Annotated in this window: 10 protein-coding genes; 2 read left to right on the plus strand and 8 right to left on the minus strand. The window is 61.9% G+C overall.

The window, feature by feature from the left end:
* Positions 1–157 precede the first annotated feature (157 nt).
* Both dnaE and ACIROY_RS08910 read left to right on the plus strand, forming a co-directional pair.
* Positions 158–3,616, plus strand: a complete 3,459-nt coding sequence (gene dnaE / locus ACIROY_RS08905; RefSeq protein ID WP_402274617.1) for a DNA polymerase III subunit alpha — start codon at positions 158–160, stop codon at positions 3,614–3,616.
* Entirely contained in the window at positions 3,603–4,931 is a 1,329-nt protein-coding gene (locus tag ACIROY_RS08910) for an O-antigen ligase family protein (RefSeq protein ID WP_402341233.1), read from the plus strand. The genes dnaE and ACIROY_RS08910 overlap by 14 nt, the downstream gene beginning before the upstream one ends.
* A gap of 12 nt (positions 4,932–4,943) precedes the next feature.
* Here the strand turns inward: ACIROY_RS08910 and ACIROY_RS08915 are convergent, their stop codons facing one another.
* The 8 genes from ACIROY_RS08915 to ACIROY_RS08950 all read right to left on the minus strand — a co-directional run bounded on the left by ACIROY_RS08915 (position 4,944) and on the right by ACIROY_RS08950 (position 14,292).
* The gene (locus ACIROY_RS08915) at positions 4,944–5,975 is read right to left on the minus strand and encodes a glycosyltransferase family 9 protein (RefSeq protein WP_402341235.1); all 1,032 of its coding nucleotides are present in this window, start codon (positions 5,973–5,975) and stop codon (positions 4,944–4,946) included.
* Positions 5,976–6,022: 47 nt separating this feature from the next.
* On the minus strand, positions 6,023–7,033 hold the full coding sequence (locus ACIROY_RS08920; RefSeq protein WP_402341236.1) for a glycosyltransferase family 8 protein: 1,011 nt from the start codon (positions 7,031–7,033) through the stop codon (positions 6,023–6,025).
* Positions 7,030–8,142, minus strand: coding sequence for a glycosyltransferase family 9 protein (locus ACIROY_RS08925; protein ID WP_402341238.1), 1,113 nt, complete (start codon positions 8,140–8,142; stop codon positions 7,030–7,032). Before ACIROY_RS08925 ends, ACIROY_RS08920 begins: the two co-directional genes overlap by 4 nt.
* A gap of 29 nt (positions 8,143–8,171) precedes the next feature.
* Positions 8,172–9,908, minus strand: coding sequence for a lipid A export permease/ATP-binding protein MsbA (msbA, locus tag ACIROY_RS08930; protein ID WP_402341240.1), 1,737 nt, complete (start codon positions 9,906–9,908; stop codon positions 8,172–8,174).
* 291 nt (positions 9,909–10,199) lie between these two features.
* Positions 10,200–11,501, minus strand: coding sequence for an amidase (locus tag ACIROY_RS08935; RefSeq protein ID WP_402341242.1), 1,302 nt, complete (start codon positions 11,499–11,501; stop codon positions 10,200–10,202).
* Positions 11,498–12,424, minus strand: coding sequence for an allantoinase PuuE (locus tag ACIROY_RS08940; RefSeq protein WP_402274637.1), 927 nt, complete (start codon positions 12,422–12,424; stop codon positions 11,498–11,500). Before ACIROY_RS08940 ends, ACIROY_RS08935 begins: the two co-directional genes overlap by 4 nt.
* On the minus strand, positions 12,417–12,929 hold the full coding sequence (locus tag ACIROY_RS08945) for an ureidoglycolate lyase (RefSeq protein ID WP_402341244.1): 513 nt from the start codon (positions 12,927–12,929) through the stop codon (positions 12,417–12,419). The genes ACIROY_RS08940 and ACIROY_RS08945 overlap by 8 nt, the downstream gene beginning before the upstream one ends.
* Positions 12,907–14,292 carry an MFS transporter gene (locus ACIROY_RS08950; protein WP_402274642.1) on the minus strand — a complete coding sequence of 462 codons (1,386 nt, stop codon included), beginning with the start codon at positions 14,290–14,292 and terminating at the stop codon, positions 12,907–12,909. The genes ACIROY_RS08945 and ACIROY_RS08950 overlap by 23 nt, the downstream gene beginning before the upstream one ends.
* Positions 14,293–14,296: the final 4 nt, after the last annotated feature.

Raw genomic sequence — 14,296 nt, forward strand, 5'->3', positions numbered from 1 at the left:
CGGTTCTGCGATGGCCGCCGGACGCAATCTGCGCGCGCCATGATGCAGATCAAACAAGCCGGCGGCGGAATCGAGGGGGAAATGACGGGCGTCGACAAGTCCCTCAAAACGCAAATTCGGGGGAGTCCCCTGTCATGGCACGGTAAAATAGCGGGCTATGACTACACCGCAATTCGTACATCTTCGACTCCATTCCGAGTACTCCATCGTCGACGGCCTGGTCCGCATCGACGATGTCGTCAAGGCGGCCGCCAAGGATGGCCAGGCCGCGCTGGCGATCACCGATCTGGCCAACCTGTTCGGCATGGTCAAGTTCTACAAGGGCGCGCGCGGCAAGGGCGTCAAGCCGATCGCCGGCTGCGACGTCTGGATCAGCAACGACGACGACCGCGACAAGCCTTCGCGCCTGCTGCTGCTGGTCAAGGACCATCACGGCTACCTGCAACTGTGCGACCTGCTCAGCCGTGCCTGGCTCACCAACCTGCATCGCGGCCGCGCCGAACTGCGCCCCGAGTGGCTGGAACAATTGCGCCACGATGAAGGCGGCAACGGCCTGATCGCGTTGTCGGGCGCGCATTTCGGCGAGGTCGGCATCGCCATCGAGAACGGCAACGTGGCGGCAGCCGAGCGTGCCGCCCAGCGTTGGAGCGAGGTTTTTCCTGGCGCGTTCTACGTCGAAATCCAGCGCGCCAACCAGCCCAACATGGAAGTCCAGGTGCGCCAGTCGGTCGCCCTGGCGGCGCGCCTCGGCTTGCCGGTGGTGGCCACCCATCCCATCCAGTTCCTGTCGCAGGACGAATTCGTCGCCCACGAAGCGCGCACCTGCATCGCCGAAGGCGAGATCCTGGCCAACGCGCGCCGTGTGCGCCGCTTCAACGAACAGCAGAATTTCAAGACCCAGGCCGAAATGGCGGAGTTGTTCGCCGACCTGCCGGGCGCAGTGCTGAACACGATTGAAATCGCCAAGCGCTGCAACCTCATGCTGACGCTGGGCAAGCCCCAGCTGCCGAACTTCCCGACGCCGGACGGCATGACCATCGACGATTTCCTGGTGGCCGAAACCAAGGTCGGCCTGGAAGCGCGCCTCAAGCATCTGTATCCCGATGAAGCCCGTCGCGAAAAGGAGCGTCCTCGTTACGAGGCGCGCCTGAAGTTCGAAAACGACACCATCATCAAGATGAAATTCCCGGGTTACTTCCTGATCGTGGCCGACTTCATCCAGTGGGCCAAGAACAACGGCGTGCCGGTCGGCCCGGGCCGGGGTTCAGGCGCCGGTTCGCTGGTGGCGTATGCGCTGTCGATTACCGATCTGGATCCGCTCGAGTACAACCTGCTGTTCGAACGCTTCCTCAATCCTGAACGGGTATCGATGCCCGACTTCGACATCGACTTTTGCCAGGAAGGGCGCGATCGCGTCATCCAGTACGTCAAGGATCGCTACGGCAAGGAGGCGGTCTCGCAGATCGCCACCTTCGGCACCATGGCGGCCAAGGGCGCGGTGCGCGACGTCGGCCGCGTGCTCGACCTCGGCTACAACTTCTGCGACGGCATCTCCAAGCTGATCCCGTTCAAGCCGGGCAAGCTGGTCACGCTGGCCGACGCCATCGAAGAAGAACCGTTGCTCAAGGAGCGGCTGGAAAACGAAGAAGAAGTGAAGCAGCTGATGGGCTTGGCCCAGCAGGTTGAAGGCATCGCCCGCAACATCGGCATGCACGCCGGCGGCGTGCTCATCGCGCCGGGCAAGCTGACCGATTTCTGTCCCCTGTACACGCAGGGCGGCGACGCCGGCGTGGTGTCGCAGTACGACAAGGACGATGTCGAAGCCGTCGGCCTGGTGAAGTTCGACTTCTTGGGCCTGACCACGCTGACGATCCTCGATCGCGCGGTACGCTACATCAAGCAGCTCGATCCGGACATGGCCGATTTCGATCTGGCTCGCTTGCCGCTGACTGACCGCGCCTCCTACGACCTGCTGACCAAGGCCAAGACCGTCGCCGTGTTCCAGCTGGAAAGCCGCGGCATGCAAGGCATGCTGAAAGACGCGCGGCCCGACCGCTTCGAAGACATCATTGCGCTGGTGGCGCTGTACCGTCCGGGTCCGATGGACCTGATCCCGGACTTCTGCAAACGCAAGCACGGCGAAAAATTCGACTATCCCGATCCCCGCACCGAAGGCATCCTGTCCGAAACCTACGGCATCATGGTGTATCAGGAGCAGGTGATGCAGATGGCGCAGGTCGTGGGCGGCTACTCGCTCGGCGGCGCCGACTTGCTGCGTCGCGCGATGGGCAAGAAGAAGGCTGAAGAGATGGCCGAGCATCGCAACATCTTCCGCGAAGGCGCCGCCAAGGACGGTTTGTCGCAGGAGAAGGCCGACGAAATCTTCGACTTGATGGAAAAGTTCGCCGGCTACGGCTTCAACAAGTCGCACGCCGCCGCTTACGCATTGCTGTCGTACCACACCGCCTATCTCAAGGCGCATCACCCCGCCGCGTTCATGGCCGCCAACTTGTCGCTGGCCATGGACGACACCGAAAAGATCAAGATCCTGGTCGAAGACTCGCTCGACGTCTGCGGCCTGAGCCTGCTGCCGCCCGACATCAATCTGTCCGACTACCGCTTCATCCCGGTCGGCGAGCCGGGCAAGAAGGCCGTGCACATCCGATACGGCCTGGGCGCCGTCAAGGGTTCCGGCCAGAGCGCGATCGAAGCCATCATTGCAGCGCGCCAGGACGGTCCGTTCAAGGACTTGTTCGACTTCGCCAAGCGCGTCGACAAGAAACAGATCAACCGCCGCACGGTCGATTCGCTGATCCGCGCCGGCGCCTTCGATTGCTTCGGCGTCGACCGCGCAGTGTTGCAGGCCTCGGTCGGCCTGGCCTGGGAAAATGCCGAGCAGATGGAAGCATCGGCCAACCAGGTCAGCCTGTTCGGCGGCGACGACAGCGACCTCGAGACGCCGTTGGAGTATGTGCAGGTGCGTGCATGGAGCGACAAGCAGCGCCTTACCGAAGAAAAGACCGCCCTCGGCTTCTATCTGTCCGGCCATCTGTTCGACGCCTACGAAAAGGAAGTACGCCAGTTCGTGCGCACCAAGATTTCCAGCCTGGAGCCGTCGCGCGATCCGCGTTCGATGGCCGGCATCATCACCGGCATCCGCGTGCAAATGACTCAGCGCGGCAAGCTGCTGATCGTCTCGCTGGACGACGGCAGCGGCACGGTCGACGTCACGGTCTACGGCGAACTTGCCGAACCGAACAAGGCCTTCTTCAAGGAAGACGAACTGTTGATCGTGCAGGGCAAGGTGTCGGAAGACCGCTTCAACGGCGGCCTGCGCATCTCGGCGGAGAAAGTCATGGACATCGGCGCCGCCCGCATCCAGTACGGCCAGCGCGTGGTGGTGTCGCTCAACAAGGGCGTGGATCCGGCGCACCTGCGCGACGCACTGTCATCCTATCGTCAGCCGCAGGGCTTACCATTCGTGATGAAATACGTGCAGTCGGGAGTCGGCTGCGAAGTCATGCTTGGGGATGCATGGCGTGTGGTGCCGAGCGATGGCCTGCAGGTGTCGCTGCGCGAGTCGTTCGGGCAGGAAGCGGTCGTTGTTGAATACTGATTGGCACGCTGAGTCGCGCGTGAATAATGACAAGACGGAAATGAAACAAATGCTTCAACGACGTGTGCTGCCGATCCAGTGGCTCGTGACTATTCTTCTGCTCCTGTTCCCGGTTGTTGCATCTACCGTGCACGATGCCGGCAATGCCATTCTCTATCTGTTGCTGCTCACGTCTTTGCTGGCGCTCGCCCTGCGCGCGTCGCCCGATGGCATCCGCTTCGGCGAACTGTTCCGGCAGTACTGGCCATTGCACCTGGCGATGGCCTCGGTTTGTCTGGCGGTGCTGCTCAACCAGGTCTGGAGTGGTAACTTCGCCTTCAAGTTCTACGATCGCGGCTTGCGGCTTGCAGTGTTCCCGTTGATATTCTGGGTGCTGTTCTTTGTGCCGCTGCGTCACATCAAGCTGCTGCAATGGAGTTTTTTCGTGGCTGCGATTGTTGCAGCCGTCAAGGCGTACTTTGTCACCCGAGGATGGGAGATTCGCGAAGGGAACATTGGCTTCCTGTCGATCATCGCCTATTCTGACATCGCATTCTTGGCTGGTGTGCTTTGTCTCACCTGTCGCGGGTGGAGTACCTCGAAAAGCAATTGGATTTTGCTGCTGCGGGTGTTTGCCTGCGTTGCCGGCGCGTTTACCAGCATCCTGACGGCGACGCGCGGCAGCTGGCTGGCTGTTCCGCTGTGGTTGATTTTCTTTTTCGTTTTCTCGGATATCAGGCCGCGCCAGAAATGGCTTTGGTCAGGAGCCTTGGTCACTGCAGTGGTCCTGGTGTTCTCCCTGAACCAGGGAGCGCGCGATCGGGTGCGCAGCGTGCAATCCGATCTGGCCAGCTATTCGCAGGGAGAAGGGCGCAGCACCTCGACCGGCATTCGCCTGCAGCTGTGGAGCGCAGCCTTGCGCCTGATTGAACGCGAACCGGTATTCGGCATCGGTCGCGAAAATTACGAGCCCAGCATCAGGCAGATGTACGAGCGCAATGAGGTCACCAAGGACCTGACGTCGCTGGCGCATTCGCATAACGAGATCCTGTTCAATACCGTCATTTCAGGATCGTTCGGCTTGCTCGCGCTGCTTGCCGTGTATATCGTTCCCGGATATTACTTCGCGCGCGAGTTGCGGAACGAATCGGAAGACGTCCGGACTGCGGCCCGGTCAGGGTGTATTCTTGTGCTCGGTTTTTTTGCGTTCGGCTTGACCGACCTGATGTTTTTTTGGCCGATGCTGGGTGGTTACTACATCATCACTGCCGGGGTATTCCTCGCGGCCATCGTCAAGGCCAAGCGCGCGCAGGACCTGCCTTCTCCGGTGCGCTAGCCTTGTCGGCGGTCATTCAGCCGCCTTCTCTTGCCGCCACGTCTTCACGATGCCGTAGACCGTATCGGGCGTGATCCGGCGCATGCAATCACAAGTCGGCTCCTGGATCCTGCGGCAATCGGGACAGCTCTCGTCCACCGCAAGATTTTGCGACCTGGCGCCGATCGCGGCCCAGCGTCCCGGATGCATCGGACGCGTCGGCGGGAACAGCCCCAGCGTGCGCTGGCCGATCGCGGCCGACAAGTGCAGCGGACCGGTGCCGCTGGCAATGAGGCCGTCCGCCTGCTTGATGAACACCGCCAGCTGCGCCAGCGTCATCGTGCCGCAGACATTGGTGACGTTCGGCAAACGCAGCAATTCCGCCGCATTCTCTTCCAGCCATTGCCCTTCCTTGTCGCTGCCGGTCAGCCACAGATGGACGCCGGGATCGGCAGCCAGCTTTTGCGCCAGCGACTGGTAATGTTCGATCGGCCATTCGCGGCCGTGACCGTTGGATTTGGTATGCAGGATCAGATTGAACGCATACGGCTGCAACGTCTGTGCAATGCCGGCGTCGTTCGGGATGTCGAAATGATAAAGCGCCGGCAATTCGGAACGATCCGGAATGGTGTAGTCGCCGTACGGACGCAGGAAGCAGAAATTGATCTGTGCTTCGTGATCTTCGGACAGGCCCTTGCTGAAGCGCACGCGGCGGTTGCAGTAGAAAAGCAGATACAGTTTTTGCCGGGCGTTGCCGATGCGATGCCGGATCCCGGCACGAAATGCGGCGACTGCCAGCTTCTGGTCCGGTTGCGCCAGTATCACCGTGTCGATATCCGATTTCTTCAGGAAATCCGTCACCGAGTCGGCGATGCTCTCCACTTCAATGACTTCGTCCACGTCGGTGCAATAGCGCACGACGGGCGCTGCGTAAGCGCGGCACAGGAAACTGATTTTCGCCTTGGGATTCAGTTGCCGCAGCCTCGCCACCATGGGCAGGGTCAGCACGACATCGCCGATATTGTCGGTCCGGCAGATCAGGATATGAGAGCTTTGTATTGGCATTTCTCTACTGCGAATTCGTTGGGGTGAACGGAGACTGATTGTGCTGATTATTTAGCCGCGCGCTTGCGCAGATACCGGATATACCACTTCAGGCTTTCCAGCGGCCGTCCCTGGCGGTACATGAAGCGCGAATGCATGCGCATCTCTTTGGTGTTCTTCGGTTCCGGGTCGAGCGGCATGTCGGCCCATGGCGTCAGCGACAGGTATTTGCGGAACAGGTGACGCGCATCGTGGCCGCTCCAGTCGGTCCAGGGTTTGACGGCCCCGGCGAAATGGACGAACACCGCCTTGCCGACCGGGCGCAACGCGAACTTGTTGACGTTGAGGTCGTGGATCAGGTCGTACAGGTAATTCCAGCGCGGCGAGATGTAGCGGGCGCGGCCGTTGAGCACGATGTTGAGCGCATCCTGGTCGTTGAAGCGCATGTCGGTCTTGCTGTCGAGCAGTGCATCCAGCGTTTGCTGGGTGATGTCCTCGCTGATCCACTTGTCGATGTTGATGAAGATCACGCCGCCGTTGAAGTATTCGTTGTGCTTTAGCTTCAGTGCTGCGACACGGCGCTGCAGCGTGACGGGCGCGTCCGGTACCACCACGGCGATGTCGCCGCTGATGTCCATGTCGACCATTTCGTCGAGCTTGTTGACGCAGAGGATGTCGGCGTCGAGATACAGCACGCGGTCGGTCTGGCCTTTCAGTACTGTCGGGATCACCAGTCGCGTGAAGATCGACAGAGAGTAATGCGAGTGGCCGATGAAATGCGAAAACTGCGTAAATGAACTCAGGTCGAGCAGATGTAATTGGGTGCTGACCGGATACATCGCTTCCAGCTGTTTGAGGCGGCGCTGGTGGTCAGCGGAAACCTCGAACGCCAGCACATGGAAGGTGAAATGCTGGCCCGGATTGTTGTCGATGATGGAAGAAATGGTGCCGCCCATCGCACGAAAATAATTATTGTCGACGCAGAACGCGATGTGGAAGGACGGCTTGCCGTTGCTGCCCACAGGTGCGGTTTGCTGGTTTTCTGGTTGATTCGCGATCTGGTTCACGGGCTGATTCATTGGATGGCTTTCAATACTTGTTCAACGGTGACGGCCTTGACCCAGTCGCGGCGGTTGGGGGCGGTGATGACGGTGCTGTTGGCGCGATCGATCGGCACCCATTCAGGATTCTTTTGGCGCATGAGCGCAATCACCGGTACGTGCACGGCGTTGGCCAGGTGCATGACGGCGGTTTCCACCGAAATGATCAGGTCGCAGCGTTCAAGTATGGCCGGCAGTTGGAAGAAATTCTCTTCGGCGCTGAACAGTTCGGTGCGCTCCAGCTGGTAGCTGTTGATCACGGAGCGCGCGTGCGCCAGCTCTTGCGGCACGGCGTTGACGATGAAGCTGCTGTCGCGCCAGGCGTCCAGCTTCTTCATCGCGATGATCAGTTCGGCGACATGCTCCAACGGCCAACAGCGTTTTTTGGTCTTGGCGTAGGGATTGATGAACACCAGCTTGCCGGTATTGCCATCCGCCGGTTTGAAAGCCCAGGCCGCCAGTTTGTCTTGCGCGTAGTCGCGCCACTGCTGCGGGATGTTAACGAAGGGGAAGCGCTCGGCCGCACCGACTTCCAGGCCGCTGAGCTGGTTGAACCAATGCGCATAAACATCGCTGATGTGTTGCGAATTGGTGCGGTCGACAGTGTACGGCGGGATCGATGCATTCAGCTTCCGATAGGCCAGCTGATGGTGCGGCTGGTAGAACTTGACGCGCTTCTTCATGCCGATCACCAGCCCGTCCGGGCTGATGCTGCGGGCCAGGCCGGCGTACAGGTGCGGCCGCAGCGTCGCCAGCGACACCACGATGGGATAGTGCTCGCGCTGGGCTTCTTCGATCGATTCCTGATACAGCGCCGGGCTGTACGTGCGGGTGTAGATCTTGTCGAAGAACGGGCAAGCGGCGACCCAGTCGTAGAGCGAATATTTTTCCAGATGCTTCCATTGCGCCGGATCGCTGGTGCGACGCACTTCATCGACCCACAGATGGACTTTCAGGTGCGGGTTGGCGCGTGCGAACGCCTGGAAGAAATTCTGCAGATAAGTGAAGTCGCCCAGCGCCAGGTGGGCGATGAACAGGATCTTGTCCGACTTCTTCAGCAGCGCTGGCGGGATCAGTGTCTGGGGCATGGTTGACGTTTGTTGTTTTCTCGGCGGAGTCAATCGGCTTGTTGAGAGAATTGCAGGCGGTAGAGATTGGCGTAGACGCTCTCATTGGCCAGCAATTGCTGATGGCTGCCGACTTCGACGATCTGGCCGTGCGACAGCACCACGATGCGGTCGGCGCGTTCGATGGTCGACAGGCGGTGGGCGATGACAAAGGTGGTGCGGCCTTCCATCAACTGGTCCAATGCAGCCTGCACGGCGCGTTCGGACTCGGTGTCGAGCGCGGAGGTGGCTTCGTCGAGGATCAGGATCGGCGCGTCCTTGTAGATCGCGCGCGCGATTGCCACACGTTGGCGCTGGCCGCCCGAGAGGCGCGAACCGTTGTCGCCGATGCGGGTTGCCAGTCCTTCCGGCATCCCTTCGACGACATCGGTCAGATGCGCCGCCACCACTGCCGCCTGCACGCGTTGCGGATCGGGTTGGGCGTCGCCGTACGAGATATTGGCGGCAAGGGTATCGTCAAACAGTACGGTGTTCTGGCTGACCATGGCGATCTGATTGCGCAGGCTGATCAGCGAAATCGACTCGATCGGCTTGCCGTCGAGCAGGATCTGGCCGCCGGTGGCGGAATAGAAGCCGGGGATCAGGCTCACCAGCGTCGACTTGCCGCCGCCGGACATGCCGACGAAAGCGATGGTCTCGCCTGGCTGCACGTTGAGGTTGATCTTTTGCAGCGCCAGTTGGGTATGGCCGGGATACGAGAATTCGACGTCGATCAGGTCGAGCTTGCCGGTGCTGCGCGCGTTCAGCGTTTCGCCACCGGTGCGCTCGGTCGGCTTGTCGATCAGGATATAGACCTCTTCGGCCGCCGCCATGCCGCGTTGCAGCGGACCGTTAATTTCAGCCAATTGCTTGAGCGGCGCCAGCAGCATCAGCATCGCGGTGAGGAAGGAAACGAAGCCGCCGACGGTGATCTGGCCGTTGCCGGATTGGATCAGCGCCATCACGATCACGATTGCCACCGCGCAGGCGGTCATCAGCTGCGTGATCGGTACTGTGGCCGAGAACGCCGTGGTCATGCGCATGGTGTAGCGGCGCAGATTTTCGGCGCGCTCGTGGAAGCGGCCCTTCTCATATTCATGGCCGCCGAACACCTTGATGACTTGCTGGGCGCGGGTGGTTTCTTCGATGACCTGGGTCAGTTCGGCGTTGACCGCGAGCGAATCGCGGTTGAGTTTCTTGAGGCGCTTGCCGGTGGTGCGCACGACGATGGTCACCAGCGGCAGCAGCACCAGCGTGACGATGGTCAGCACCCAGTTCAGGTACAGCAGCCATGCCAGCAGGCCCAGAACCGTCAGCGCCGAGCGCACGATGGAGGTGAACACCTTGGTTACCATGTCGATGATCTGCTGCACTTCGAACATCATCGAGTTGATCACTTTGCCGACCGTGTTGGTGGCATAGAAGTTGATCGGCAGATCCAGCATGCGCGCAAACATCTGGCGCCGCAGTTCATTGAGGATGCGCGTCGACACCCACGTCATCATGTACGAGCTTGTGAACGTCGCGATGCCGCGGATGAAGAAGATGCCGATCACCGCCACCGGCACCAGCCACAGCGAGAACGCCGGTTTGCCGACGAATCCCTTGTCCAGCAACACCTGGAAGATGTATGGCACCACCGGTTCGGTGGCCGCCGTGACGATCATGGCCAGGAACGCGATGGCGAGGCGTCTCTTGTAGGGCCAGTGCAAGGCGGCGAGCCTCTTCATGTTGTGCGACAAAAGCATGTTGTTCCTTACTGATTGCTGCAGATGAAAATACGATGGCGATCACGCCACAGCCAGCCGTTTACGGGACTCAGAGAATGACCGTCAAGAGAAGGGAGGTCATGAGCTCGTTGCCTGGTCGACTGTTGCCTCTGGCTGGCCTGATTTCACCCGTATGGACCTGTTCAGGCCGCAAACCGGAGAAACCGCACATTGTAATGCAACGGCAGGCCGAATTGACCGGCGGGGCATGTAAAGCGGGGAGGGGAGGGGTGTTGCATTAAAGGCAATTATTTGCCTTGAGGTGGCGTTTCAACCCGTGATGGACTGATCCTGCGCCAACCATCGTTCTATCTCGCTGCCCAGCGTCAGCAGCGCCAGGTCGGCGCCGCGGCGCGCCACCAGTTGCACGGCCAGCGGCAGTCCTGCGGAAAAGCCGCAAGGCAGGCTCAGGCAGGGTGTGCCCAGCATGCTCCAGGGGCGATTGAACAGCGAGTTGCCGGTGCCGTCGGCGGCCGGCGGCGCAACGCCGGGGGCGCTGAAGCTGAGCAGGGCGTCGAAACCGCCGTTTGTCATGGCGGCGTCAAAAATGATGCGATGCCGTTCAACGAATTCAAGGGCTTCACGATAGCGCTCCGCCGGCACGGCGCGACCGGTCTCGATCAGGCGTTGCGTGGGCGTGGCCAGCCGTTCGCGGTGCAGGCGGTATTCAGGTTCAAGCGAGTGCGCGCCTTCGACCGCCATGATCAGGCTGTTGCATTCACCCAGCGCGGCCACATCGGCGGGCGCAATGTCGGGCATGGCAAACAGCATGCCGTACTGCTCCAGCACATGCCGTACCTGTCCCAGTGCGGCGACGGCAGCGGATGACGCCGCAGCGGCATGGGGGCCGGGAAACCAGGCGATGCGGATCGGCGTGCCGACCGACGAAGGCGCTGCGCCGTCGGCCAGCACGTCGAACGCCAGCGCAATATCGGCGACGCTGCGCGCGTGCAATCCCACGGTGTCGCTGGACGGCGCCAGCGCTTTCATGCCGCTGCTGTCGATCAGCCCGTGCGTGGGTTTGAACCCGACCACCCCGCAAAACGCCGCAGGACGGATGGTGGAGCCGCCGGTTTGCGAGCTGATGGCAAGGCCGGCCATGCCGGCCGCAACGGCCGCCGCCGAGCCGCTCGACGATCCTCCCGGCGTATGCGCCGTGTCATGCGGATTGCGCGTCGGTCCGGGCGCGGCATAAGCGAATTCGGTGGTGACGGTCTTGCCGAGAATGATTGCGCCGGCCCGGCGCAGGCGCGTCACCAGCGCGGCGTCGCGCGCCGGACGATGATCGCGGTAGAGCGCCGCGCCATAGGCGGTCGGCATGTCGGCGGTGTCGATGATGTCCTTGAGGCCGACGATCACGCCCGATAAAGAGCCGCGCGCGCCGTCATGGTCTTGTTTGCGTGCTGCCGCGAGCGCGCCCTCGGCGTCGAGCCAGCTCCAGGCATGGATATCCGGCTCGCGCTGCGCGATGCGTTCAAGCGTGGCGGCGACGATCTGCTCAACGCTGCAGGCGCCCGCCAGCACGCGCGCGTGCAGTTCGGACGCACTGCAATTCCAGAGCGGCAGGGTCATGGTTGTGGCGGATGAACGGCTTTCCAGTGTGCGGCGATGTCGGCGCGACGGCAGACCCAGACATCCTTGTGCGCGGCGACGTAGTCGAGGAAACGCGCCAAGCCGACGGCCCGGCCCGGATGGCCGATCAGGCGCAGGTGCAGGCCGACCGACATCATCTTCGGCGCAGTCGCGCCTTCTTGGTAAAGCATGTCGAAGCTGTCGCGCAGGAACTCGAAAAAGTCGTTGGCCGTGGTCATCGAGCCGCGGCTGAATTTGCCGTCGTTGTTGGCCAGGCTGTAGGGGATCACCAGATGGTCGCGCTGCTGCACGCGCACCCAGTACGGCAACTCGTCGTTGTAGGCGTCGGCGTCGTACAGGAAACCGCCGTGTTCGGCCAGCAGCCGGCGCGTGTCGAGCGTCGGCGCATAGCGGCAATACCAGCCCAGCGGCGGCGTGCCGATGCTGCGCGTAATGGAGTCGTAAGCGGCGCGGATTTCTTCGGCTTCCTGTGCGGGCGTGAATTGCTGGGCGCGCACCCAGCGTCGGCCATGGCTGCAGACGTCGTAACCGGCTGTGCGGATCGCGCGCGCCACCGCCGGATTGCGTTCCAGCGCCAGCGCCGTGGCGAACACCGTGGCCGGCATGGCGCGCGCCTGCAGCAGGCGCAGCACGCGCCAGATGCCGACGCGGCTGCCGTATTCGTACATCGATTCGGCCGCCAGGTCGCGTCCCTCGAAGCCGCCCGAGCCACCTTCGATCAGGCCGGTTTCGGTGACGCCGTCGCCATCGTCGAAGGACATTTCCGAACCTTCTTCGTAATTGATGACGATGTTCAGCGCCAGCCTGGCGTTGCCGGGCCAGCGCGCGTGCGGCGGATGTTCGCCGTAGCCGACGAAGTCGCGCGCCAGATGGGAGTGCTGATCGGAACCTGCGTCAGACATGATGATCTCCTTGCGGGGTCGCAGTGACAATATCGGCGATGGTGACCTCGACCGGTTGTTCCAGATGCGCGATCACGGTGTCGTCGCCGCGGCCCGTGTGGCCCATCATCACGACCACTTCGTTGGGGCAGTCCACCGAGGTAAAAGTATAGTGCCACACGTTGGGCCGGTAGCTCACGCCCTGGCCGCCCTGCGTCAGGAAGGCGCGCAGGGCGCCCAGGTCGGGCCGGCCGTCGGCGCCGCCGGGCGCCACCACCACCAGGCAACGGCCCGCTTGCATCGGCACGAAGGTCTGCGCCGAATACGGATGGCTTTCCATCATGTCCACCAGCACCACCGGATCGGTCACCTGCGGCAGTCGATTGACCCACAGTTGCGGCCGGTTGTCGCCGGCGAATTGCAGGCTGAAATCTTGCCGGCGCAGGTCGCTCTTGTTCTCCAGCAGTTCGCCGAAAGCGGCGAAGCGTTCCGCGCTGATCGGTTCAGCGGCCAGTTGTCTGTGCATGCAGTTTTCCATCATTGGTATTGGTGTTGTCGGTTGAAGCGTCCGCGGCGGAGATACGGCTCGAACGGTACAGCTTGGTGGTGCGGAATATCAGCATCAGCACGATGCCGCAGGCCATGAAGCCGAAGAAGATATAGCCGGTGGCGGCGAAGCTGCCCGTGGTCTGGCGGCTCCAGCCCAGGAGGCTCGGTGCAATCACGCCGGACAGGTTGGCCAGCGAATTGATGAAGGCCACCGCCGCCGCTGCGGTGGCGCCGGTCAGCAGCGAGGTTGGCAGGCTCCACAGCACCACGTTGGAAGCGTACACGCCCATGGCCGCAATGATCAGTCCGCACATCGCTGCGGCGTGTACATCCAGCATGCGCGACAGCACCAGGAAGCCGATCGCGGCCAGCGCGAACGAACCGATCAGATGCCATACGCGTTCACGCTTGGCGTCCGAATGGCGGCCCCAGAACACCATCGCCAGCGCGCCGAACAGGTAAGGCACGGCGCTCAGGTAACCGACCACGCTGTCGGTGTAGCCGAAGCTCTTGATGATCTGCGGCAGGAAGAAGGCGATGCCGGTGGTGCCGAACACGATGCAGAACAGCGTCCCGGCGAGCAGCAGCACCGCCGGATTGGTGAACGCCGCCGACAGTTTGTAATGGCCGCCGGCGTCCAGCGCCTGGCGTTCACGCGTCATGATCAGTTCCAGTCGTTGCTTTTCGTCGGCGCTGAGCCATGTCACTTCGGACGGGCGATCGGCCAGCATGCGCAGACAGGCCAGGCCCAGCAGCAGGGCGGGGACGGCTTCGATGATGAACATCCATTGCCAGCCGCGCAGTCCGGCCACGCCGTTCATGCCGTCCAGGATGATGCCCGAGATCGGGCTGCCGATCAGGCCGGACAGCGGAATCGCCACCATGAAGATGCCGGTGACGCGGGCCCGGTAGCTGGTCGGGAACCAGCGGCCGATGTACACCATGATGCCGGGGAAGAAGCCGGCTTCCGAGGCGCCCAGCAGGAAGCGCAGCACGTAGAAACTCTTTTCGCCGCTGACGAAGGCCATGCACAGCGACACGATGCCCCAGGTGATCATGATGCGGGCGATCCAGACGCGCGCGCCGACCTTGGCAAGGATCAGATTGCTCGGCACTTCAAAGAAGAAATAACCGATGAAGAACATGCTGGCGCCGAAGCCGTAAGCGATGCTGGACAGGCCGAGGTCGGCGTTCATCTGCAGCGAGGCGAAGGAAATGTTGACGCGGTCGAGAAAGGCGATGAAGTACAGCAGCATGAGGAAGGGAATGATCTTCCACATCAGTTTTTTCATCAGGACAGCATCGTGGTGGCTGTCTTCGTGTGTGGTTGCCGGATGCATGGCG

It is taken from the genome of Herbaspirillum sp. NPDC101396 (assembly GCF_044767365.1).
Classification (GTDB): Bacteria; Pseudomonadota; Gammaproteobacteria; order Burkholderiales; family Burkholderiaceae_D; genus Herbaspirillum.

Coding starts and splice junctions, on each gene's coding strand:
- ACIROY_RS08925 (WP_402341238.1), bottom strand. CDS start 8,142: ATGCCCCAGACACTGATCCCGCCAGCGCTGCTGAAGAAGTCGGACAAG.
- ACIROY_RS08935 (WP_402341242.1), bottom strand. CDS start 11,501: ATGACCCTGCCGCTCTGGAATTGCAGTGCGTCCGAACTGCACGCGCGC.
- ACIROY_RS08940 (WP_402274637.1), bottom strand. CDS start 12,424: ATGTCTGACGCAGGTTCCGATCAGCACTCCCATCTGGCGCGCGACTTC.
- ACIROY_RS08915 (WP_402341235.1), bottom strand. CDS start 5,975: ATGCCAATACAAAGCTCTCATATCCTGATCTGCCGGACCGACAATATC.
- dnaE (WP_402274617.1), top strand. CDS start 158: ATGACTACACCGCAATTCGTACATCTTCGACTCCATTCCGAGTACTCC.
- ACIROY_RS08945 (WP_402341244.1), bottom strand. CDS start 12,929: ATGCACAGACAACTGGCCGCTGAACCGATCAGCGCGGAACGCTTCGCC.
- ACIROY_RS08950 (WP_402274642.1), bottom strand. CDS start 14,292: ATGCATCCGGCAACCACACACGAAGACAGCCACCACGATGCTGTCCTG.
- msbA (WP_402341240.1), bottom strand. CDS start 9,908: ATGCTTTTGTCGCACAACATGAAGAGGCTCGCCGCCTTGCACTGGCCC.
- ACIROY_RS08920 (WP_402341236.1), bottom strand. CDS start 7,033: ATGAATCAGCCCGTGAACCAGATCGCGAATCAACCAGAAAACCAGCAA.